Origin of the sequence: Buchnera aphidicola (Nippolachnus piri), assembly GCF_039383305.1 — a bacterium.
Classification (GTDB): domain Bacteria; phylum Pseudomonadota; class Gammaproteobacteria; order Enterobacterales; family Enterobacteriaceae; genus Buchnera_F; species Buchnera_F aphidicola_AZ.
Map to the genome: position 1 here is coordinate 311,361 of NZ_CP135009.1, position 25,890 is coordinate 337,250.

A 25,890-nucleotide genomic window follows, 5' to 3' on the forward strand; every position below is an offset into this window, starting at 1 on the left:
TCTTTAACTAATTAAACATAATTCCTTATTTTATATAAAATAATAAAACCATGAAAAAAAAAGTATATATTAAAACTTGGGGATGCCAAATGAATGATCATGACTCCCATTTAATACAAAATATTTTAATAAAAGAAAAATATATTATTGAAATAAATCCAGAAATTTCAGATATTTTAATTCTAAATACTTGCTCTATAAGAGAAAAAGCTCAAAAAAAAGTCTTTGATCAATTAGGACGATGGAAAAAATTTAAAGAAAAAAATAAAAATTTAATTATTGCTGTTGGAGGTTGTTTAGCTACTCAAGAAGGAATTAAAATTTATAATAGAGCTCCTTTTATAAATATTATATTCGGTCCTCAAACAATCCAGAAACTACCTCATTTGTTTAAAAAAATTAATAAAAAAAAAAATTTTTTTATAGATATTAAATTAAATTCTTTAGAAAAATTTAATTTAAATTTTGTTAAAACTCCAAAAAAAAAATATATAGAATATGTTTCTATTATTGAAGGATGTAATCAATTTTGTTCTTTTTGTATTGTTCCATATACACGAGGTAAAGAAATTAGTCGTCCATCTAATGATATTTTAAATGAAATTAAAAAATTATCAAACCATGGCATTAGAGAGATTATCTTATTAGGGCAAAATGTAAATGCATATTATGAAAAAAAAAAACATAATAAAATATATGATTTCTGTGATTTATTAACAGATATTTCTAAAATTAAAAAAATTTTTCGTATTCGATATATAACTAGTCATCCTAAAAAATTTCATAATAAATTAATTAAATTATATCAAAAAATCCCAAAATTAGTAAATTTCTTGCATTTACCCGTACAAAGTGGTTCTGATAATATTTTAAAATCTATGAAAAGAGGATATACCATTTCTCAATATGAAAAAATTATTTCTAAATTAAAAAAAATACGTCCAAATATGACGTTTAGTTCTGATTTTATTGTAGGTTATCCAGGAGAAACAGAAAAAGATTTTAAAAATACTTTAGATTTTATTAAAAAAATAAATTTTGATACAAGTTTTAGTTTTTTATATTCAAAACGACCTAAGACTAAAGCAGCAAAATTAAATGATTCTATATCTTTAGAAAAAAAAAAAAAACGTTTGCAGATTCTACAAAAACAAATTAAATTACAAGCATTACAATGGCGCAGAAGAATGCTAGGTACAATACAACAAATATTAGTAGAAGGTAGTAATATCCTAAATAATACAATAGAATTTTTTGGAAAAACAGAAAATAATCGTCGAGTATATTTTTTAGGAAATGAAAAACATCTTGGTACATTAGTAAATGTAAAAATTATAAATATTAATTACCATTCTTTTTTAAAAGGAAAATTACTATAATTATTAAATTTTTTATTTAAAAAACTTATAAAAAATATCATTTAAAATTAGATATAAAATATGACAAAAATAAAAATAAATATTCAAAAAGTTTGTAAAAAAAAAAAATTTATCCCTTTAAAAAAAGATTTTCAAAAATGGTTATCTTTTTTATTTAAAAAAAAAAAAATCGAAATTACAATTAGAATAGTAGAAAAATATGAAATAAAAATGTTAAATTTTTTATATCGTAAAAAAAATTTTCCTACTAACATCTTATCATTTTCTTTTAATTCATTTTTTAAAGAAAATAATTTCTGTTATTTAGGAGACATTATTATGTGTAAAAGTTACTTAGAACAAGAAGCATTTAAATACAAAAAAAATCTAAAAGAACACTGGGCTCATTTAACTATACATGCCACTTTACATTTATTAAAATATACACATAATACATTCGAATCACAAAAAAAAATGGAGAATTTAGAAATTAAATTATTATCAAAATTAGGTTATAAAAATCCTTATTAACATAAAATAATAAAATATAGATTAAAAATAAAAAAATTATATTCATATTTCACATTAACTTAATTGGTATACTAAATAAATTACATGAATGAAAAATATCTAACATCTACTTATAAAAAATATAAAAAAGGTTTTTTTTCTGATATAATACATCATTTTTTTCAAATAGAACCTAAAAATCAAGAAGAATTATTAGAATTAATTCATTTTTTAAAAAAAAGAAAAAAATTGGATTCTGAAACTTTTGATATGTTAAAAGGAGTAATTGTTATTTCTAAAAAAAAAGTACGTGACATTATGATTCCCAAACCTCAAATCGTTTTTTTAAAATCTGATTATACATTAAAAAAATGTTTAAAAATTATTACAACTTCTTCTCATTCTAGATTTCCTGTAATTAATCATGACAAAAATTTCGTAGAAGGTTTCTTAATGGCTAAAGATTTTTTATTTTTTTCTAATAATAAAAAAAATACTTTTTTTATAAAAAATATCTTAAGACCGGCACTTTTAGTACCTGAAAGCAAATCTGCAGATAGTATGTTAAAAAATTTCCAATCCAAAAGATATCATATGGCAATTGTAATTGATGAATTTGGAAATATTTCAGGATTAGTTACTATAGAAGATATTTTAGAATTAATAGTAGGTAATATAGAAGATGAATACGATAATACAATAAATTATGAAAATAATATTAAAAAAATAGATAATAAAAATTACATAATTCAAGGATTGACCACCTTAAAACAATTTAATAATTTTTTTCATACTAAATATAACGATTCAGAAATAGAAACTATTGGAGGATTATTATTAAAGAAATTTGGAAAAATCCCAAAAAAAAATGAAAAAATTAAAATTGATACATTTATTTTTATAGTTACAATCGTAAATTATCGTCATATTATACAAACTCAAATGAAAATTCACTTGTAATAAAAAATAAAAAAATATTTAAATATACTAGTATTCAAAAATTATTTTTAAAACATATTCATTAAAAAAAAAATTTATATTATTTTTTTTAAAAAAAATATATTTTTTTTAAAAAACAGGAAAAAAATGGAAAAAGAATATAAACCGCAATATATAGAAAATTTTGTACAAAAACATTGGGAAAAATATAAAACTTTTTCTGTATATAAAAATAAAAAAAAAAAAAAATTTTATTGTTTACCTATGATGCCATATCCTTCGGGAAATTTACATATGGGACATATACGTAATTATACAATTAGTGATATTATATCACGATTTCAACGTATGTTAGGAAAAAATGTATTACAACCTATTGGATGGGATGCTTTTGGTTTACCGGCGGAGCAAGCCGCTATTATACATAATATACATCCAGAAAAATGGACTAAAAAAAATATTCAAAATATGCGAATTCAACTAAAAAAATTAGGTTTTAGTTATGATTGGAATCGAGAAATTACAACTTGTAATCCCAATTATTATCGCTGGGAACAATGGTTTTTTATACAATTATTTAAAAAAAAAATTATTTATAAAAAAAATACCTTAGTAAATTGGTGTCCTCAAGATAAAACGGTTTTAGCCAATGAACAAGTAATACAAAATTCTTGTTGGAGATGCCAAACTACTATTATTTTTAAAAAAATTCCACAATGGTTTTTAAAAATTACTAATTATGCAGAAGAACTTTTAAACGATTTAAAAAGTTTAACTAAATGGCCTCAAGATGTTATTAACATGCAAAAAAAATGGATTGGAAAATCTACTGGATTACAAATAAAATTTAAAATTCAAAATCAAAAAAAATATATAGAAATTTATACTACAGAATGCCAAACTATAATGAATATAAAATTTATCGCAATATCTCCAGAACATCCATTTACAAAAACTTTAATTTTAAAAAATTTATTAATTAAAAACTTTATAAAAAAATATCAAAAAAATTTTTTAAATAAAGAAAAAATGATTAAAAAAAAATTATATGGTATTAATACTCAAAATTATGTTTTACATCCACTTACCAAAAAAAAAATACCTATTTGGATTGCGTATTATGTGAAAAATAATTATGCAACCAGTGCAATTATGGGTGTTCCTAAATATAATTCTATAGATTTAAAATTTTCTTTATTACATCATATACATTATAAAAAAAAAAATGATCAAAATAATAACTTGACTATTTATAATCAAAAAAATAATATAAATAATATTTCTAAAAAAAAAAATTTTTCTGAAATAAAAAATTTTTTAATAAAAAAAAAAATTGCAAAAAAAAAAATTTATTATAAATTACAAGATTGGAGTATTTCTCGTCAAAGATATTGGGGTACACCTATTCCGATTGCTTATACTCAAACTGGTAAAATTGTTACAATTCCAGAAAATCAATTACCTGTTATTCTACCCAAAAATATAATTATAAAAAATGATATAAATATACTCCATAAAAATAAAAAATGGATTAATATAATTTTAAATAGCCAAAATTTAATCAGAGAAACAGATACTTTAGATACTTTTTTTGAATCTTCATGGTATTATGCACGTTATACTAATCCTTATTTTATTAAAGGTATGATTGACATTCATATGGCAAAATATTGGCTTCCTATTGATCTTTATATCGGTGGAATAGAACATGCTATTCTACATTTAATGTATTTTAGATTTTTTCATAAATTACTACGTGATTTTGGATTCGTAAAATCTAATGAACCTTCTAAAAAATTATTATGTCAAGGTATGGTTTTATCTGATGCTTTTTATTATTTTGAAAAAAATGGAAAAAAAATTTGGTTAAATAAAAAAAACATAAAAATAAAATATAATGTTCATAAACAAATTATTTCTGCAAAATTATTAAATGGAATTCCAGTACATTATGCTGGAAAAATTAAAATGTCTAAATCAAAAAAAAACGGCGTTAATCCATTAAAAATTTTAAAAAAATATGGAGCAGATACTTTAAGGTTATTTTTAATATATGCTTCTCCTATTGAATCTTCATTAGAATGGCAAGAAAACGGATTAATAGGCATGCATAGATTTTTAAAAAAAATTTGGAATTTTATTTATTTAATAAAAAATTCTCAAGAAAATTTTAAAAAATATAAAATTTCTGAACTAATTTTTAAAAAAATAAATTTTGAATTAAATAATACTATTTTAAAGATTACTAAATCTTTAAAAAATACATATTCTCTTAATACTGCAATATCTTATATTATTAAATTTTTTAATTTTTTTAAAAAAAAATATCAAAAATATGAAATTTCACTTGAAATAAGCAAAAAATCTATAAAAACAATATTAATTTTATTATATCCGTTTGCTCCACATATTTGTTTTGTATTATGGAAAAAAATATATAATAAAAAAAAAAAATCTATTGATGAAGAAAAATGGCCTATTCCTGATTTCACTGCTTTAAAAATTCATCAAAAAAATATTACTATACAGATTAATGGTAAAAAAAGACATATTATGAAGGTTAATATTGATGAAACTAAAAAAAAAATAATACAAAAAATTACAAATCTAGAAAATCTAAAAAAATATTTTAAAAATTGTGCTATAATTAAAATTATATATATTCCTTTAAAAATCATTAATTTTGTATTAAAAAATTAATTTATTATTTGTTTTCTACTAAGCTAATAAAAAAATATGAATTTTTTTTTAAAAAACATAAATCAAATACAAAAAAATAAGAAAAATATTTTTTTTTATATTATTATTACTTCTAATGAATTTTTTTTACAAGAAAATATAAAAAATATTTTAAAATTAGAAAAAAAAAAAAATTTTTTAAATTATATATATATTACTATTTTAAAAGAATCTGATTGGATTTATTTTTTTCAAAAATACAGTATAAAAAATTTTTTTTATAATAAGACTATTTTAATTGTTACAATTTTAGAAAAAAATATTCATAAAAAAATTCAAGAAAATTTTAAAAAAATCTCAAAAATTTTTACGATACACATTAAAATAATTTTTAAATTTTTAAAACTTAATCTTATAAAAAATTATACAAAAATTTTTGAGAAATATTTTTCAAAAAAATTTTTTATAATTCAAAATCAAGACTTTTCAAAAATTCAATTTTCTTTATGGAAAAAAAAAAAAATTCAAAAACTTCAAAATCATTTTGATCCTAAAATTCTCATTTCTTTATTAAAAAAAAATATATTAAATTTCTTAAAAACTTTAAAAATTTTAAAAGATTTGCAAATTATTTATCCAAATAAATTTATCACTTTTAAAATTTTTAAAAAATATAAAATTTCTAATATACCTTATACATCTTCTCAATGGATTAATGCTATTATTTTAGGAAAAAAACAAAAATCTATTTTTATTTTAAATAAATTAAAAACTTATAATATATCTTGTAAATATTTAGTTGAAATATTTACAAATTTTATTCTAACAGTATTAAAAATTAAAGAAAAAGAAATTTTTTTATATAATTATTCAAAATTTTTTATATTTTATTTAGAAATAAAATTTCAAGATATACTTAATTGTACTAAAAAAAATACTCTACAAAATATATATTCAGCTATAAAATTATTAAAAATTATAGATTTTAATTTAAAAATTAATAATCTTTATAATATCTGGACATATTTTCAAATCTTATCTATTACTTTAAATTAATAATCTATATATTAAAAATTAAAATTTTATTTTCTATCCGTTCTAATAATAGAGTCTTAATAATATGTTCCAAAAAAAAAATATATTAAATTTACAAGGATATCGTTGCCCTGAATTTTTATTAAATTTAAGAAAAAAACTACATTTTTCATTTTCTACACAAAAAATTGTTATTTTAACAGATGATATCTCCAATCAAAGAGATATCATCACATTTTGTTATTTTATGAAATATAAAATAATAACATATAAAAATACAAAAACACCTTATCAATATGTTATTCAAAAAACCTTTTTCTAAAAAAACTAAAATTTTTTATAATAAAAAATATAATTAAGAAATTAAAATTTTTAAAATTCGTCTTAAAGGTTCTGCGGCGCCCCATAATAATTGATCTCCTACAGAAAATGCAGACAAATATAATTCTCCAAAATTTAATTTACGTATTCGTCCAATAGGAATTTTTAATGTTCCAGAAACAAACGTTGGAGTTAAATATTGCATAGTTTCTTCTGGAACATTAGGAATAATTTTTACCCATTTATTATGTTCTTGAATTAAAGTATAAATATCGGAAATAGAAACATTTTTCAATAACTTAATTGTAAAAGATTGACTATGACAACGTAATGAAGAAATTCGAACACAATTACCATCAATATAAATTTTTTTTTTAGAAGATAAAATCTTATTAGTTTCAGCCATACCTTTCCATTCTTCTTTGCTTTGTCCATTTTTCATTAAAGTATCTATCCAAGGAATTAAACTATTTACTAATGGAACTTTTAAATATTCTTTCGGGAAATTATTGTGAAATAAAGATTTTAAAATTTTATGTTCTAGTTCTAAAATTGAAAATTCTAAATATTTTTCATTTTTTTGTATAATTTTTGAAATATATTTAATTTGTAACAACAATTCTTGTAAATGTTTAGCACCTCCCCCTGAAATAGCCTGATATGTCGAAACTGAAACCCAATCAATTAATTTTTTTTGAAATAAGCCACCTAAAGCTAATAACATCAAACTTACTGTACAATTTCCACCTACAAATGTTTTAATTCCAAAATTTAAACCAGATAAAATATTATTATAATTAATAGGATCTAAAACAATTATAGAGTCAGAATTCATACGTAATGTTGACGAAGCATCAATCCAATACCCTTTCCAACAAATTTTTCTTAATTTAAAAAATATTGTATTAGTATATGCAGAACCTTGACAAGTAACAATTATATCTAATTCTTTTAATATAGAAATATCATATGCATCATATAAAAAAATGTTACCAACATTTTTTATATTTGGACTCTTTTGACCAACTTGAGAAGTAGTAAAAAAAAAAGATTTTATTTTTTTAAAATCTTTTTTTTTTTTCATACGCTTTAATAATACAGATCCAACCATTCCTCTCCAACCTAAAAAACCAACTTTTTTTTTCATAATTTTAATAACCTGTTTTAAAAAACATTCTTCCTAAAAAATAAAATTTTAAAAATTAAAAAAATTTTTAAAATTTTTTATTTTTTTAAAAAATTTTTATAGTGTATCTATAAAAAAAACCATAAAATATATTAATCTTTTTTCTAAAAATATTATATTTTTTTTTAAAAAAATATTTCAAAATAAATATTATATTAATATATTATAATATAAATTATTTAAAATATTATTTAAATTTTTATTATAGGACTTGAAAATTATGCTGACACAAATTTTTTCTTTTACAATATTATTTTTTATTATTATGGATGCATTAGGAAATTTACCAATTTTTATTTCATTATTAAAAAATGTTCCTTCTACACAAAAAAAAAAAATTATTATTAGAGAATTATTTTTTTCTTTAATAATTATGTGTATTTTTCTTTTTTTAGGTCAAAATATTTTACAAATTTTACATTTAAAGATTTATACTATTTCAATCGTAGGAAGTATAATATTATTTTTTATTGCAATAAAAATGATTTATCCAGATATACTAAATGATAAAAAAATAAATAATTTTCAAGAAGTACCATTTTTGATTCCTTTAGCAGTACCTTTAATTACTGGTCCTTCTTTATTAGCAACTATACTTGTACTTTCAAAAAAATATTCTTCTCAAATTTTATACATTTTTATTTCTTTAATTTTAGCATGGCTGATGACATTTATTGTCTTATTATCTGCAGATTTTTTTTCAAAAATTTTAGGTAAAAAAGGGATTAACATATTAGAAAAAATTATGGGAATTATATTAATTCTTTTATCTACACAAATGTTTTTAGATGGAATAAACTCTTGGTTAAAATAAAATATTTTTTTATAAAAAAATAAAAAATTTATAAAAAATATTTTTATATTGTAAATATAAATTCAAATAACTCTATAATTAAGAAATATTATTAAGGATTTCTAAAATGAAAAAAATGACAGATTTTAATTTATATAAAAAAAAAATATTAATTAGAATGGATTTAAATGTTCCTATACATAATGGAAAAATTACATCTCATGCTAGAATTAAAAAATCTATACCGACAATCAAACTTGCATTATCTTATAATGCAAAAATTATTATCGCTTCTCATTTAGGAAGACCTAAAGAAGGAGTATATGATAAAAAGTATTCATTATTTCCTATTTTTAAATATTTACAAAAAAAAATTAAAAAAGTTTCAATACATTTTGAAAAAAATTACTTAAATGGATTATCATTAAAAAATTTTTCGATTATACTTTTAGAAAACGTACGTTTTAATATAGGTGAAAAAACTAATAATATACAATTATGTAAAAAATATGCAAATCTATGTGATATTTTTGTTATGGATGCATTTGCTACATCACATCGTAAAGAAGCGTCTACCTTCGGAATTTGTAATTTTGTATCTAAAATATGTGCTGGTCCATTATTTATTTCAGAAATAAAAAATTTAAATAAACTTCTTTTAAAACCTAAAAAACCATTAATTACAATTGTAGGGGGATCCAAAATTTCAACAAAATTTAAAATTTTAAAATCATTATTAAAAATTACAGATTATTTAATAGTAGGTGGAGGTATAGCAAATACTTTTATTTCAATTAATTATAATGTAGGGAAATCTTTACATGAACCAAAATTTCAAAAAAAAGCTAAAAAATTATTAAAAACAAATAAAATTATTATACCTATTGATTCTAAAATTGGAAATTCATTCTCTATACACGCTAAAGCTTATTTACGAAAACTTCATGAAATTAAAAACTCTGAAGAAATTATGGATATAGGTAATAATACTATTCAATATTATAAAAAAATTATTATGAAAGCAAAAACAATTTTGTGGAATGGACCAATCGGAGTATTTGAATTTCCAAATTTTAGAATTGGTACCCAGAAAATTGCAGAAGCCATTGTAAATAGCAAAGCTTTTTCTATTGCGGGAGGCGGAGATACATTATCTGTTATTAAACTTTTTAAATTAAAAAATAAAATATCTTATATTTCTACCGGTGGAGGAGCATTTTTAGAATTTATTGAAAAAAGAACTTTACCTATTATTTCTTTTTTAAAAAAATAATATTTAACAAATCATTTATTATGTAAAATATAAATATATTAGGATTTTAAATATGAAAAAAATATTAGATTTAATTAAACCAGGTGTAGTAAACGCTAAAGAAATGAATATTATTTTAAAATTTGCTAAAAAATATAAATTTGCTTTACCAGCTGTAAATTGCATTGATACTAATTCAATTAATAGCGCCTTAAAAACAGCTTCATATATGAAATCTCCTATTATTATCCAATTTTCATATGGAGGAGCTAGTTTCTTCAGTGGATTAAAAATTGAAAAAAAAAATCCACATCTTTCTGCTATTCAAGGTGCTATTTCAGGAGCTCAACATATTCATTTAATGTCTAAATATTATAAAATTCCTGTAATTTTACATACAGATCATTGCCATAAAGAAATATTACCTTGGATTGATTCTTTATTATCTGAAGGAAAAAAATATTTTAAAATTTATAAAAGACCTTTATTTTCTTCACATATGATTGATTTATCTAAAGAAGAATTTAATATTAACTTTCAAATTACAAAAAAATATTTAAAAAAAACCAAAAAATTAGATATGTTTTTAGAATTTGAATTAGGATGTACAGGAGGTGAAGAAGATGGAGTTGATAATACTAATCTAAAAAAAAAATTATTATATACTAATCCAAATTCTATTATATATTTTTATAAAAAATTAAAAAAAATTCATCCAGATTTTATGATTGCCGCTGCTTTTGGTAATATTCATGGAGTATACCAACCAGGAAAAATAATTTTAAAACCTTCTATTTTAAAAAATTCTCAAAAAAAAATTAATAAAGATAACATAAATTATAATCCAATTAATTTTGTATTCCATGGTGGATCTGGTACAAAAAATATAGATATTCAAAAATCTATCAAATATGGTGTTGTTAAATTTAATATTGACACTGATATACAATGGTCTACTTGGAAAGGAATACTAAAATATTATAAAAAAAATAAATTTTTCTTAAAAACACAATTAGGAAATCCAGAAGGTATTAATAAACCAAATAAAAAATATTATGATCCTAGAAATTGGATTCGGTCTTCTCAAGAGCAAATTTTTCATACATTAAAAAAATTATTTAAAAAATTAAATGCCCAAAATATTCTTTAAAACAAATATAAATAAATTTTCTATTTTAATAGTAATATTTGTAATTAAAAAAAAAATAACTATAATTATAATATATAAATTTTTATTTTTTAAATAAAAATTTAAAAATTCTGTTCACATATAAATTATAAATTAATAAAATTTAAATATATGCTCCTTCATATAATAAAATTTTTAAAATTTTATTATTATTTATTATTTTTAAAATTTTCAAATTACAGGAACTATTATCGAAGAATTACATGTTATTAAAGATATAAATACTGTTGGAAGTTGGGTATTTAAACACCATAGTTTATTATTTGCTTATATTTTTAATTTTTCTACTGCAATTATTATTTTAATGTTTGGAGTATTTTTAGGACGTTTTGTTTCTAATGGCATTCATAGCATTTTAATTACTAAAAAAATTGATAATACTATTTCAGGATTTTTATCAACTTTAATAAATTATACAATTATTACATTTTCTTTTATTGCTATATTAGAGAGAATTGGAGTACAAGCTAATTCTGTAATTACCGTCTTAGGAGCCGCAGGAATGGCAGTAGGTTTAGCACTTCAAGGATCTCTTGCAAATTTTGCTGCAGGAGTATTATTAGTAACATTTCGTCCTTTAAAAACTGGCGAATATGTAAATTTTGGTTTAATTTCCGGAACAGTAATAGATGTACATATTTTTTATACAATTTTAAGAACTTTAGATGGTAAACGAATAGTGATACCCAATGGAAAAATTATTTCAGGAAACATTGTTAACTATTCCCGAGAACCCATACGTAGAAATGAATTTTCCATTAATGTATCATATGATTCAGATGTAGATGTAGTAATAAAAATTTTAAAAAAAGTTTTAAAAAAAGAAAAAAGGATAATACATGAAAAAGGTACTTTAGTAGGTTTAAAAGAATTTGCTCCTTCTTCATTAAATTTTAAAGTGCGTTGTTGGAGCTATACTAAAGATTTAAATTCTGTATATTGGGATTTAATGTTGAAATTTAAAAAAACTTTGGATAAAAATCATATTTCAATACCTAATCCTCAAATGGATATTTATTTATATCAAAAAAATAAAAAAAAATTTAAAAGAAAAATATGGCGTAGTTAAAAAGAAATCTACGCCATATTTATTTTATATATTTTTTAAAAAAAAGTTAAAGGATTTTTTAAATTTATGTTAAAAATTTATCAATCAAATAATATAAAAAAACTTTTTAAAATAGTTTGTTCAATTTTAAAAAAAAAAAAAAAAAAAATGTTTTAGAACCTGAATTTTTTTTAATTGATAATTTAGTAGTAAAAAAATGGATACAAATTTTTATTGCAAAAAAAATGAAGATTAGTGCTAATATAAAATTTATATCTTGTCAAAAATATTTAATAAATTTTTTAGAAACGCAAAATTTATACAATACATCTTTCCCCTCTTATTTTAAAAAACAAGATTTAATTTGGATTTTAATTTTTTTGGAAGAAAAAAAAAAAATTAATTTAAAATTTTTAAAAACTACTACACTCTCAAAAAAAACAAATTTTTGTATATTATTAGCTACTATATTTCATACATATTTAATCGATGATCCTACAAATATTTTTAATTGGGAAAAAAATTTAACCTCTTTTCAAAAAAATTTTATTTTTCAAAAAAAAATATGGAGAAAAATAATAAAATATTTTAAAAAAAAATACAAAAAATTATCTTTTACAAAAACCTTAAAAAAATTTATTTCATATTCTAACTTTAAAAAAAAAAATAATAATATACCTAAAAGATTATTTATTTTCTCTACTGAACTTTTTAAACCTTTAAATATTTTTATATTAATGTATTTAAAAAAATATACTAACATATATATATTAGAATATGTTTCTGTTTTAAAAGATTTCTTATGTTACGAAATAAAAAAAAAAAAAAAACTAAATTTAAATTATATTTCTTCTAATAATATTTCTGATTTTTTTTGGAGTTCTCAAAAAAAATTTTTTAAAATTAAAAGAAGAAAATTTTTTTATATTTCTTCAAATACAATTTTACAAATAGTTCAAAAAAAAAATTTATACTTTCAGAAATATAATGAATCTAACCATTTTAAAAATATACAAAAAAATATATTTTATTCTAATCAAGATAATTCTTTTTACATTTCAAGATCTTATTCTAAAAGAGAAGAAGTTGAAAATATTTTTAATTATTTATTAATTCAATTTCAAAATAATATAACATTACAACCGCATGAAATATTAATTACATCACCTAATATAAAAAAATATTTTATACATATTAATAACATTTTTAAAAATTTTTCAATACAAAATAAATTTAAAATTCATAAAAAGAATAAATATATTTTAAAAAAAAAGAAAATTTTATTTATTTTTAAAAAAATATTAACATTATCATTTCAAGAATTTGAACACGAATGGATTATAAATTTATTAGATTTATCATTTATTAGAAAAAAATTTTTAATTAAAAAAAAAGAAATAAAAATTTTATATTTTTTATTAGAAAAAATAGGAAAATTTTGGGGGTATAATAAAAAACACTTTAAAAAAATGTCATTACCGTATTTACCTTTTCATTCTTGGGAATATTTTATTAAAAGAATTATAACTGGAATTTTATTAAAATCTAAAGACAAAATTTGGTTAGATACATTACCATATAATATTCAGTCTCAAAAATATAAAATATTATTAGGGCACTTTATTAATTTCCTAGAAACATTAAATAAATGGAGATGTTTGTTATCTTCCACAAGAAATTTGAAAAATTGGATAGTTATAATTAAAAAATTAATTCAAGAAATATTTAAAATACCTGAAAAATGGAAAAAATTTTTTAATATGTTACATAAAAATTTTTTAAAAAATATTCAAGTAGGAATTTTTTTAAATTATAAAAAAAAAATTTCAATAAAAATTTTATTAAATAAAAATTTTTTAAATTTAACACCAAAAAAATATTATAAAAATTTTTTTTCTGGAACAATTAATATTGGTAATATTAATTTATCTTATAATTTACCTTTTAAAATTATATGTATTTTAGGATGTCATAAACTAAAAGATAGTACTATTTCTAAAAAAAACTCTATAACATTATTTAAAAAAAATTTTAATATTCTACATGACATATACAGAAATTTAAAAAATAAAAATTTTTTTTTTGATACTATAATGTCTACAAAAAAATGTTTATATTTAAGTTATAAAATTTCTAAAAATAGAAATATACTTTTACCTATGTTTTTAGAAGAATTAAAAGAATTTTTTCAAAATATATTTTTATTAAAAAAATTTCAAAAAAAAAAAACTATTTTAAATAATATTTTTATTTCTTCAGAAAATTTATCTTTTAAAAAAAATGAAAATCTTAATTCTATAAATTTTGAAAAAAAAAAAATTATAAAGAAAAAGTATCATATTAATAAAAAATTTTCTCACTCATTAAATTTAAAACATTTAATAAAATTTTGGAAATCCCCAATTCAATACTTTTTTACAGAAATTTTAAATATAAAAACAAATTTTTATCAAAATACAACATATTCATTAAATGAACCTTTCCTAATTAATCCTTTGAATAAATATTTAATAAACAAAAAATTCTTAAATATGTTTCTTTATAAAAAAAAAATTAAATTTGAATACTTTCAAAAAAAAAGTATATTACCAAATAATAAATTAGGAAAAATTTATTGGAAAATAGAAAAAAAAAAAATGAAAAATTTATCTAAAAAAATTATTAAAAAAATTAATATTCCAAAAAAATTAAATTTTACTTTATCTTTAAATAAAATAACTTTAACCGGAACTATAAAAAATATTCATAACTTTGAAATAATTCGTTGGATACCTTTACACTTAAAAACAAAAAATATTATGTCTTTATGGTTAGAACATTTGACATATTCTGCTTTAGGATATCAAAAAGAAAGTTTCTTATATAGTTTAGATAAAAAATATTTAAAATTTTCTATAATAAATAAAAAAAAAGCTCAAGAATACTTATTACAATATTTAAACGGATATTATATGGGTATTAAAAAACCATTATTATTATTAGAATCTGGTATTAAATGGTTAAATTCTATATACTTTATAAAAAATAATATCTTAAAAAAAAAAAATATAAACAAAAACTTAAAAAATAAAATTTTTCAAAAAACATGGAATGGAAATTTTTTATATCCGGGTGAAAAAAAAAATATTTATATTCAAAAAATTATTCCTATTTTAACACCAGAAAAAATTAAAAAAATTAAAAAAATTTCAAAATATTGGTGGTTTCCACTTTTAAAATCTCTTTACTTTATAAAATAAAAAAAATATGAAAAAAATTTCATTACTTTTTAAAAAAAAAATAAATACAGGAATTATATTAATTGAGTCTTCAGCAGGTACTGGTAAAACTTTTACAATAGTAAAATTATTTTTAAATTTTTTATTTATAAAAAATTCTAAAAATTTATATAAATATTCAATACAAAAAATTTTACTATTAACTTTTACAAAAAATTCAAAAATTGAATTAAATAATAGAATTATTGAAACTTTAAAAAATTTACTTCAAATATATAAAAAAAAAAATATAAAAGAAATTTTTAAAAACAAAATATTAACATCTACAGAAAATATAAATGATATAGAAAATCATTTAAAAAAAATTAAAAAAAACATACATAATCTTGAAATTTATACTGTACATAGTTTTTTCTGGAAAATTTTACAAGAATTCCAATTTTCAATTTTACAAGATATTCCAAAAAATATTTTAAAAAATATAAAAAATTTATTATTTCAAGCTACTAAAAATTTTTGGAGAAAAATTTTTTATAATTTTAAAAAAGATATTTTAAAAATTTTAATAAAAAAATGGTATTCCCCACTTATTTTATATAAATCAATCTTTATAAAAATATCATTAAATCAGTACACAAAATCTATATTTCCAATAAAAAAAATATTAAATAAAAAACATAAATATTTTATTAATACTATTAATACTACTAAAAATTTATGGATATTAAAAAAAAAAAAAATTATACCTCTGTTAAAAAATTTTGTATTAAATAAAAGAATTTATACATCTAAAAATATAAAAAAATGGCATAATGAAATTTCTCAATGGGCTTATACTCCCACTAAAAATTATAATTTTCCAAAAGTTTTAAAATATTTTTCTAATTTACAATTTAAATCAAAAATTTTTAATGAAAATAAAATGTTAATTTTTAAAAATATAGAAAAATTTTTAAAAATAGATTTTTCATTACATAAAATTTTTTTAACATTAGCTACTTCTGAAATTTTTTTTATTTTTCAAAAAATTAAAATAAAAAAAAATTATATTGATTTTAATGATATTACTCAAATTTTTTTAAAAAATGTTAAAAAAAAAAAATCATTATTAAAAAAATATATACAAAAAAAATATCCTATGGTTTTAATTGATGAATGCCAAGACCTTGATATTTTTCAAAATAAAATATTTATAAAAATATATCAAAATTCTTTAAAAAATACATTATTTTTAATTGGAGACCCTAAACAATCAATTTATAGTTTTAGAAATGTAAATTTAAAATATTACTTTTTTTTTCATAAAATAGCTCAAGAAAAATATAATTTAAATATAAATTATCGATCTTCACCTAAAATTATACAAAGTATCAATGAAATATTTCTATATAAAAAAAATTCATTTTTTATAAAAAAATTAAAATATTCTTTTTGTCAACATTCCCCAAAAAATTCTGAATTCAATTTTTTTCTAAAAAACATCATACAAGAACCTCTAAAATTTTTTTTATGTTCACAAAATTCTATTACAAAAAAAAAATACTATAAAATTTCAGCAAAAGAATGTGCAGCAAGTATCTCAAAATGGATATTATTATCCTCTAAAAAACAAGCAATGTTAACTTTTCAAAAAAATATTCAAAAAAAAATTTTACCAAAAGATATTGTCATTTTAATAAAAAATAAACTTGAAGCCAAAATTATTAAAAAAGAATTAAAAAAACATGGTTTGTCGTCTTTTTATACTTCTGAAAAAAAAAATATTTTTTTACAAAAAATTTCTTTAGAAATATTATGGATCTTAGATTGTATTATACATCCCAATAATGAATATAAATTTCAAAAAATTTTTTTAACAAGATTTTTTAATATAAATATTTATAAAATTCATAAAATTAATACAAATTTAAATAATAAAATAAAAATTCTAAAAAAAATAAATCAATATTATAAAATTTGGAACAAATTTGGTATTTTTGAAATGTTAAAAAAAATTTTTTTTGAATATCAAAAAAATTCTCAAATAATACAAGAAAATTTTTTAATAAAGGAGCAAGAATTTATAATTCTTATTCATATTTTAGAAAAAAAAAATAATTTAATATATAATAAATTTCTTTTAATTCAATGGTTACAAAAAAAAATACAAAAAAATTATGAATTATCTACGCATCAAAAAAATTTTTCTATTAATTCTAAAAAAAAAATTCAAATTATGACTATTTTTAAAGCAAAAGGATTAGAATTTCCTATTGTCTGGATTCCATTTTTTAGTTTTTTTAATAATAAAATTAATGAATTTTTAACATATAAAATAATTTTTCAAAAAAAAACATTCAATATAAAATACTTTAAAAAAAATATTAATCATCTTTTAAAAGAAAAATTTTCCGAAGAACTAAGATTATTATATGTTGCAATTACACGAAGTATAATTCATTGTCGTATTAGTATTGCTACTATAAAATCTAAAAAAGAAAATATCTATGATAATGCATTAAAATATTTATTAAAAAATAGAATTAATAAAAAAAAATTATATTTTTCTAATATTTTAAAAAGTACTCCAAAAAATCTTGTTAAGATATACCAAAAAAAAACAAAATTTTATAAAATAAAAAATTTAAATAAAATTTCTTACATAGAAAAAAAAAAAAATCTTATAAAAAATATTTGTTTACCTTGGGAAATCCTAAGTTATTCTAAAATTTTACATAAACAAAAAAAAATTATTAAATTACCTAAAAAAATTTTTGATACATCTCACTCTTTTAAAACAATTACTAAAAAAAAATATACTTCTTACAATTTTCCAAAAGGTAAAAAAAATGGTATATTAATACATAAAATATTAAAAAATATTAATTTTTCAAATTTCTCTAAAGATTCTTATATTTTAACTAATACAGAAAATCTAATATTAACAAAAAAAAAAAAAAAATTTTTTTCTAAATGGATATTTAATATTTTAAATTGTCCTATATATTCTAAAAAATTTTCTTTAAATAAAATTCAAAAAAAACAATACATTCAAGAAATGCAATTCTTTATACCATTACAAAAAAAATTTAATATTCAAAACTTCAATAAAATCATTAAAACTTATGATGTAAATTCTAAAAAACTCCCTGATATTCAATACCCTGATATTACTGGTATGTTAACAGGGGCTATAGATTTAATATATATTTACAATAATCAATATTTTTTATTAGATTATAAAACCAATTGGTTAGGACCAAAAAATATTTTTTATAATCAAAAAAATATATATAAAGAAATCTATAAAAATCGTTATGATGTTCAATATCAAATTTATAGTATCGCTTTACATCGATATTTAATAAATAAATTAAAAAATTATAAATATTCTAAACATTTTGGAGGCATAATATATTTATTCATTAGATCTTTCGATAATATTCATAATAAAAATGGAATTTTTTTTTATCTTCCAAACTATTCTTTAATTAAAAAACTAAATTTATTATTTTAGGAAAAAATAGTGTTATTAAGTAAAAAAAATTTTTTAAGAATTTTAAAAAAATCTAAAATTAAAAAAATAATTCAAGAAATAGATTTTTATTGTATAAAAACTTTATTGCCATATTTTTCAATAAAAAAATTATTAATTATATTAATTTTAAATTATGAATCGAATAAAGGAAATACTTGTCTTTCAATAAAATATTTTTCTAAGAATCATATTTTAAAAAAAAAAATTCAAAAACTACAATATTTTTGGAATATTATAAAAAATATTAAATTATGGAATAATAAAAAAAATTTACCTTATATAATTAAAAAAAAATACATATATTTATCACGATACTGGAAACAAGAAAAAAAAATTTTAAAATTTTTTAAAAATAAAACTATTAATTATACTAGAATTTTAAAAAAGTATTCTAAAATATATAAAAATTTTAATTTTAAAAATATAGATAAAAAACAAAAATTAGCTATTGGAATAATATTATTTCATAAAATTTCTTTTTTAATTGGAGGACCAGGAACTGGAAAAACAACAATTTTAGCATATATTTTAATAATATTAATTAAAACAACTACTCACACATTAAAAATTGCATTAACAGCTTTAACGGGAAAAGCCACAACACATTTAACAAATACAATATATAAAATTTTACACAAACAAAAATTTTCTTCATTAGAAAATAAAAAATATTTAATCACTGCAAACACCTTACACAAAACTTTATTAATTCAAAAAAATTTTATTATTAACAAAAAATACAAAAAAAAAATAAATTTTGATCTTTTAATTATTGATGAAGCTTCAATGTTAGATACTAATATTATGGAAATTTTATGTCAAAGAATTTCTCTACATACAAAAATAATATTTTCTGGAGATATAAACCAATTACAACCTATTGAAACCGCTTCAATTTTAAAAGAAATTTGTTATTTTGCAAAAAATACATACAATCCTATATTTTCACAATATATTTCAATATTTACGAAACAAAAATTAAAAATTTGTAAAAAAATATCTGAAAAAAATATTAAAAATTCAATTGTGATTTTAAAAAAAAATTATCGTTTTAACACAAATAATATGGTAATAAAGTTCACAAAAATTTTAGAAAATAAAAAAAAAATTTTTTTAAAAGATTTAATTTTTTTAAAAAATACTAAAAATTTTATTTTATCTGATATTTCTACAGAATTTTATTATAAAAAAATGTTAAAAAGTATCAAAAATTTATACCAAAAACATTGGAAACTAATAAAAAAAAAAAACAATAATTTTCCTTTAAATATTAAAAAAATTTTAAAAAATTTTCAAAAAAATCGAGTATTATGTGCAATAAAAGATGGATATTTCGGGGAAAAATTTTTAAATAATTTTTTAGACAATATTTTTTTTCAAAAAAATAATCTATCTCAAAAAAAATCTAAAATATGGTATCATGGAAAAATAATTTTAATTACAAAAAATAATTTTAAATTAAAATTATTTAATGGAATAATTGGAATTTGTATATTATATAAAAAAAAATATAAAATATTTTTTCAATCTTCTAATAATACAATTTTCTCTATTAATCCTATATTAATAAAAAATTTTCAAAGTGCATGGGTTATGACAATTCACAAATCACAAGGATCTGAATTTAAAAATGTTATTTTAATTTTTCCTAATAAATATTATTCAATTATGAATAAAGAATTATTTTATACAGCCTTAACAAGAACAAAAAAAAAAATTAAAATATATATAAATAATAAAATTATGTTAAAAATTATAAATAATATTAAAAAAAAGAAATCAGGACTACATAAAAATTTTTAAAAAAAATAAAATGGTTGCGGGGGATGGATTTGAACCAACGACCTTCGGGTTATGAGCCCGACGAGCTACCAAACTGCTCCACCCCGCTTTTTATTATTGTATATTATATAATATTTTTTTTTAAAAAACAAGAATTTTTACAAAATATTTATATTTAAATATTCTAAAATTTTTTTTAAAAAAAATAAATTTTTACAAAATAAATTTTTTCAAAATGTATTTAAAATTATCTTTGAGAAATATTAAATGATTCCTAAAAAAAGAAGAAAAGCTCGTATAATTGCATTACAAACTTTGTATTCTTGGCAAATTTCTAAAAATATTATGACTCAAGAAATTATAAAATATTTTTTAAAAAAACAAGATATCAAAAAAATTGATTTGATTTATTTTCATGATATTATATATGGTGTTATTAAATATGTAAAAAATTTAGATGTTTTTATGATTCCTTATTTATCTCGACATATTCGTACACTCGGAAATATAGAAATAATTATTTTAAGAATTTCTTTATTCGAAATTTTAAAAAGAAAAGATATACCTTATAAAGTTTCGATTAATGAAGGTATCGAATTAGCAAAAATTTTTGGAGCCGAAAAAAGTCATAAATTTATTAATGGAGTATTAGATAAAATTGTAAAATATTTACTTCAAAAAATTAAAAATTAAGTTTTTTTATAAAAATTTTTAATTTTAAAAAAAATTTAAAAAGAAAATATTTAAAAAAACTAAATATACACAAACATGTATATTTAGAAAAAATAAAAAAATTTTTTAAATAATAAAAAACTTCTAAATACACTTTTTTTTTATAAAATATATATACTATTTAAAAAATATTTTTTCATGCTTTTAAAAAAATTCTTAAAAAAATTATGAAAAATCTATTAACAAAAAAAATATCTGAACCTTGGAATAAAAATATCGCTATAAAAATTGCTTTAAAATATTCAATATATTTAAAAAAAATACATTGGAAAATTATTTTTTTTTTAAGATCTTTTTATTTACGTTATAAAATTATTCCTTCAATAAAAATGATTATACTAACTATAAAAAAAACATCTGATATAAATTTAAATACTCAAATTTTTTTTAAATTATTTTCTAGAAATCCCCTTAAAAATGCATGTAAAATTGCAGGATTACCTACTAATCATTTATGCATATAAAAAATTATTTTTTATAAAAAATTTAAAAAAAATATATTTTTTAAAAAAATTACAAATAAAGAAAAAATAAAAATATAATATGACCATTTTTTATCAGATAAAAAAAATCTACCAAATATAGAAAAAAATATCCAAAAAAAATAGAAAAAACATAAAATAAAATAATTTAAAAAATTTACTGATATGTAAACACTTAATAATAATAAAAATAAAAAATTTAAAAAAATGCTAGAAATTATTATTATTTGAGATTTTAAAATTCCTTTTTTTATAAAATACGTTGGTATTTTAATATTTTGATAATCTTCTAAACAATAAATAGAAATTGAAAATGTATGCGGAATTTGCCAAAAAAAATATACTAAAAATAATATAATACTACAAATATCAAATTTTTTCTGTATAGTAACATACCCAATAAGAGGCGGTAAAGATCCTGAAATACCGCCTATTAAAGTCGCATAAATTTTTTTTCTTTTTAAAAAGATAGTATAAATAACTGTATAAATAAAAAAACCTAAAATAAATAATATTAAACAAAATAAATTATTATATTGATAACACAAAAAAAATCCTAAAAATAATAAAAAAAAAGAATATAAATAAGATAAAAAAATCATAAAAATATTAGAATTACACAAAAATCTATTCTTAGTACGATTCATTTGACGATCAATATCTCGATCAAAAATATTATTTATAATACATGCAGAACCTATAATACTAATTAAACTTATTAATGAGATTAAAAAATATTTTAATTCAAACTGATTCTTGGAAGCTATCAAAAATCCACTTAAAAATGTTAAACTATTACCTAATAAAATACCAGGTTTTAACAACATTAAAAAATGTATTACCTTATATAAATAATTTTTTAGAAATTTTAATGGTTTAAATGATTCATTATCCATAAAGATCCTATAAAAATTATACCAATTATTAAAATAGTAAAAAATAAAGAAAAAAAATTTAAAATTATTAAATTATTTTTTTTAATATTTAAGACATGATATAAATGTATTATAATTTGTATTAAAAAACTCAAAATAAGAATATTTTTTTTTGATATTTTAGAAAAATTTTTTAAAAAAATAATATAAAATGTAAAAAAAATCAATACTAAAATAAAAAAAAAACTTATAAATAAAGAATTTAAAAAAAATTTTTTTTTACAAATTGACATAATGATACCTAAAATTTAAGAAATTTTGTGTAATAAATAAACAAAAATAATAATAAATAACCATATAATATCTAAAAATTGAAAAAATAAATTTAAACAAAAAAAGTCTGAATAAAGATTTTTTATATTTTCATTAAAAAAAATACGGAATATTAAAAGTAATATCCAAAAAATTGCCCCAAAAATATGTATACAATGCATACCCAACAATGCAAAAAAAGAAGAAAAAAAACCATTAATTTCATATGGACAAAAAACTAAAAAAATATGATTTAATTCATAAATTTCTAATATTAAAAATAAAGAAGTAAAAAATAATGTTAAACATAATATAAAAAATATATTTCTAATAGAAATTCTTTTAAAAAAATATACAATAATACTATATATAAATGAACTAAGTAATAAAAAAATTGTTTCTAAAAAAATTATTTGAAAAGATATTTCATGAGTTTTCATCATATTAAAACATTGATTCTTAGTATTCATTAAAAAAAAAACTACAAATAAAACTGAAAAAACAATACATTCACTCATTAAATATAGCCAAAAACCAAAAATTTTTTTTTCAAAATTAATATTTTTTTTCGAAGTAATTTTTATAAACTTATTTTGTGAATTTTCTTTTTTAAATATCATTTTTTTCCTATTTCTTAAAATTATTTTTTTCATTTTTTTTAATTTTCTTTATAGAAATTAAATGCATTTTTGGATCTTGAAAAATTTTTAAGATAATTAATAATAATATACCAAAAAATAAATATTTTATTATCCAAAAAATACGCCATACCATAGAAAAACCAAAAATTGTAACAAATAAACCTATGAAAAATCCAAAACTACTATTACAAGGTAAATAAATATCTTTATAAAGAATATTGTTACAACTTTTTAAAGAAGTATTTTTAAAAATCCAAAAAGCATCTTTACTAGTCACGATGGGTAAAATAGAAAAATTATATATAGGAGGAGGAGATTTTGTAGACCATTCTAATGTACGACCATCCCATGGATCACCTGTAATATCCATATAAGATTTACGATTTTTTATAGAAATATAAATTTGAATTATTTGAGATAAAATACCAAAAAAAATTAAAAAAACACCACACATAGATACCATTAATAAAAATTGAAAATCTTTATCAATATTTTGACTCAAACGACGAGTCATTCCCATTAAACCTAGAATATATAAAGGCATAAAAGTAATAAAAAAACCAATTATCCATAACCAAAATGCTCTAAAACCCCATTTTTCATCTAAAGTAAAACCAAAAATTTTTGGAAACCAATATGTAATACCAGCAAAACCTCCAAAAACAACACCTCCAATAATAACATTATGAAAATGAGCAACTAAAAATAAACTATTATGTAAAATAAAATCAATAGGAGGAATTGCTAAAAATATACCAGCCATTCCACCAATCGTAAAAGTAATTAAGAAACCAATAGTCCATAACATCGAAGAATGAAATTCAATACGTCCTCGATACATTGTAAATAACCAATTAAAAATTTTTACACCAGTAGGTATAGCAATAATCATTGTTGTAATACTAAAAAACGTATTTACACTAGCTCCTGACCCCATAGTAAAAAAATGATGTAACCACACAATAAAAGATAAGACAGTAATTACAATTGTAGCCCAAACTAAAGATAAATATCCAAATAATTTCTTTTTCGAAAAAGTAGATACTATTTCTGAAAAAACACCAAACATTGGTAAAATTAATATATAAACTTCCGGATGACCCCAAATCCATATTAAATTTATATATACCATCATATTTCCACCAATATCATTCGTAAAAAAATGAAAATTTAAATATCTATCTAAAGTTAATAATCCCAACGTAATACTCAAAACAGGAAAAGAAATTAAAATTAAAACATTTGTACATAAAGATGCCCAAGTAAAAATAGGTAAACGAAACATCTTCATACCTTTCGTACGCATTTTAAAAATTGTAACTAAAAAATTAATTGCAGTAAAAATAGTGCCAATACCGGAAATCTGTAAAATCCAAATCCAATAATCAACACCTACACCAGGACTATATTGTAATTCAGATAATGGTGGATAACCTAACCATCCTGTTTTTGCGAATTCACCAATAATTACAGATAAATTCATTAGTAACATAGAACTAACAGTTAACCAAAAACTAATACTATTTAATAATGGAAAAGCTAAATCTCTTGCTCCAATTTGTAATGGAATCACAAAATTCATAAGTCCTATTACTAAAGGCATAGCAACAAAAAAAATCATAATAACACCATGAGCTGTAAAAATCTGATCATAATGATGCGGTGGTAAAAATCCTAAAAACCCTAAAGAAACTATACATTGTTGAATTCGCATCATAATAGCATCAACAAATCCTCTTAAAAACATTAAAAAACTTAAAAAAAAATACATAATAGCAATTTTTTTATGATCAACTGTAGTCAGCCAAGTATTCCATAAATATTTCCATTTTTTTAAATATGTTAAAATTATAAAAATACAACTACTAAATAATAGTAATATAAAAAAAGTAAATAAAATTATTGGTTCTTGAAAAGGAATAGAATTAATAGTTAATTTTCCAAACATTTGAAATCCTTTAATCTGAAATAACTTATATATAAAATTTCATTTTATAATTTATATTTATATTTTATAAATA

The 25,890-nt window shown here is 18.1% G+C and carries 19 protein-coding genes and 1 tRNA gene; 15 read left to right on the forward strand and 5 right to left on the reverse strand.

The window, feature by feature from the left end; translation table 11 throughout:
- Positions 1-50 precede the first annotated feature (50 nt).
- The 6 genes from miaB (at position 51) to RJT25_RS01470 (ending at position 6,843) form a co-directional block, all read left to right on the forward strand.
- A complete protein-coding gene (gene miaB, locus RJT25_RS01445; protein ID WP_343128831.1) occupies positions 51-1,379 on the forward strand; it encodes a tRNA (N6-isopentenyl adenosine(37)-C2)-methylthiotransferase MiaB in 1,329 nt (442 codons plus the stop codon).
- A 60-nt stretch (positions 1,380-1,439) separates the two neighbouring features.
- Positions 1,440-1,889 carry an rRNA maturation RNase YbeY gene (ybeY, locus tag RJT25_RS01450; RefSeq protein ID WP_343126446.1) on the forward strand — a complete coding sequence of 150 codons (450 nt, stop codon included), beginning with the start codon at positions 1,440-1,442 and terminating at the stop codon, positions 1,887-1,889.
- Positions 1,890-1,973: 84 nt separating this feature from the next.
- Positions 1,974-2,828, forward strand: a complete 855-nt coding sequence (locus RJT25_RS01455) for an HlyC/CorC family transporter (protein WP_343126447.1) — start codon at positions 1,974-1,976, stop codon at positions 2,826-2,828.
- Between the two features lie 126 nt (positions 2,829-2,954).
- On the forward strand, positions 2,955-5,507 hold the full coding sequence (leuS, locus tag RJT25_RS01460) for a leucine--tRNA ligase (protein ID WP_343128832.1): 2,553 nt from the start codon (positions 2,955-2,957) through the stop codon (positions 5,505-5,507).
- 36 nt (positions 5,508-5,543) lie between these two features.
- Positions 5,544-6,542, forward strand: a complete 999-nt coding sequence (locus tag RJT25_RS01465; protein ID WP_343126449.1) for a hypothetical protein — start codon at positions 5,544-5,546, stop codon at positions 6,540-6,542.
- 64 nt (positions 6,543-6,606) lie between these two features.
- Entirely contained in the window at positions 6,607-6,843 is a 237-nt protein-coding gene (locus RJT25_RS01470; protein WP_343126450.1) for a sulfurtransferase TusA family protein, read from the forward strand.
- 33 nt (positions 6,844-6,876) lie between these two features.
- Here the strand turns inward: RJT25_RS01470 and asd are convergent, their stop codons facing one another.
- A complete protein-coding gene (gene asd, locus RJT25_RS01475) occupies positions 6,877-7,989 on the reverse strand; it encodes an aspartate-semialdehyde dehydrogenase (RefSeq protein ID WP_343126451.1) in 1,113 nt (370 codons plus the stop codon).
- Positions 7,990-8,251: 262 nt separating this feature from the next.
- Here asd and RJT25_RS01480 point away from each other — a divergent pair, with 262 nt between their 5' ends.
- From RJT25_RS01480 to recD, 7 genes are all read left to right on the forward strand, one after another.
- Positions 8,252-8,842, forward strand: a complete 591-nt coding sequence (locus tag RJT25_RS01480; protein ID WP_343126720.1) for a YhgN family NAAT transporter — start codon at positions 8,252-8,254, stop codon at positions 8,840-8,842.
- Positions 8,843-8,948: 106 nt separating this feature from the next.
- Complete coding sequence (locus tag RJT25_RS01485) at positions 8,949-10,094, forward strand: phosphoglycerate kinase (RefSeq protein WP_343126452.1); 1,146 nt, start codon at positions 8,949-8,951, stop codon at positions 10,092-10,094.
- A 52-nt stretch (positions 10,095-10,146) separates the two neighbouring features.
- On the forward strand, positions 10,147-11,223 hold the full coding sequence (fbaA, locus tag RJT25_RS01490) for a class II fructose-bisphosphate aldolase (RefSeq protein WP_343126453.1): 1,077 nt from the start codon (positions 10,147-10,149) through the stop codon (positions 11,221-11,223).
- 229 nt (positions 11,224-11,452) lie between these two features.
- Positions 11,453-12,331, forward strand: coding sequence for a small-conductance mechanosensitive channel MscS (mscS, locus tag RJT25_RS01495; RefSeq protein ID WP_343126721.1), 879 nt, complete (start codon positions 11,453-11,455; stop codon positions 12,329-12,331).
- Between the two features lie 116 nt (positions 12,332-12,447).
- Positions 12,448-15,549, forward strand: coding sequence for an exodeoxyribonuclease V subunit gamma (locus tag RJT25_RS01500; protein ID WP_343128833.1), 3,102 nt, complete (start codon positions 12,448-12,450; stop codon positions 15,547-15,549).
- A gap of 7 nt (positions 15,550-15,556) precedes the next feature.
- A complete protein-coding gene (recB, locus tag RJT25_RS01505; protein WP_343128834.1) occupies positions 15,557-19,024 on the forward strand; it encodes an exodeoxyribonuclease V subunit beta in 3,468 nt (1,155 codons plus the stop codon).
- Positions 19,025-19,033: 9 nt separating this feature from the next.
- Positions 19,034-20,848, forward strand: a complete 1,815-nt coding sequence (recD, locus tag RJT25_RS01510; protein WP_343126456.1) for an exodeoxyribonuclease V subunit alpha — start codon at positions 19,034-19,036, stop codon at positions 20,846-20,848.
- Between the two features lie 11 nt (positions 20,849-20,859).
- Here recD and RJT25_RS01515 read toward each other — a convergent pair.
- Positions 20,860-20,936: transfer RNA gene (locus RJT25_RS01515), tRNA-Met, on the reverse strand.
- 158 nt (positions 20,937-21,094) lie between these two features.
- Here RJT25_RS01515 and nusB point away from each other — a divergent pair.
- Entirely contained in the window at positions 21,095-21,520 is a 426-nt protein-coding gene (gene nusB, locus RJT25_RS01520) for a transcription antitermination factor NusB (protein WP_343126457.1), read from the forward strand.
- A 206-nt stretch (positions 21,521-21,726) separates the two neighbouring features.
- Positions 21,727-22,023: a TusE/DsrC/DsvC family sulfur relay protein gene (locus tag RJT25_RS01525; RefSeq protein ID WP_343126458.1), complete on the forward strand. Its 297-nt coding sequence runs from the start codon at positions 21,727-21,729 to the stop codon at positions 22,021-22,023.
- A gap of 11 nt (positions 22,024-22,034) precedes the next feature.
- Here RJT25_RS01525 and RJT25_RS01530 read toward each other — a convergent pair whose 3' ends face one another.
- The 3 genes from RJT25_RS01530 to cyoB all read right to left on the reverse strand — a co-directional run bounded on the left by RJT25_RS01530 (position 22,035) and on the right by cyoB (position 25,817).
- Positions 22,035-22,937, reverse strand: a complete 903-nt coding sequence (locus tag RJT25_RS01530) for a protoheme IX farnesyltransferase (protein ID WP_343126459.1) — start codon at positions 22,935-22,937, stop codon at positions 22,035-22,037.
- 287 nt (positions 22,938-23,224) lie between these two features.
- The gene (locus tag RJT25_RS01535) at positions 23,225-23,848 is read right to left on the reverse strand and encodes a cytochrome o ubiquinol oxidase subunit III (RefSeq protein ID WP_343126460.1); all 624 of its coding nucleotides are present in this window, start codon (positions 23,846-23,848) and stop codon (positions 23,225-23,227) included.
- 7 nt (positions 23,849-23,855) lie between these two features.
- Entirely contained in the window at positions 23,856-25,817 is a 1,962-nt protein-coding gene (gene cyoB, locus RJT25_RS01540) for a cytochrome o ubiquinol oxidase subunit I (protein WP_343126461.1), read from the reverse strand.
- Positions 25,818-25,890 lie beyond the last annotated feature (73 nt).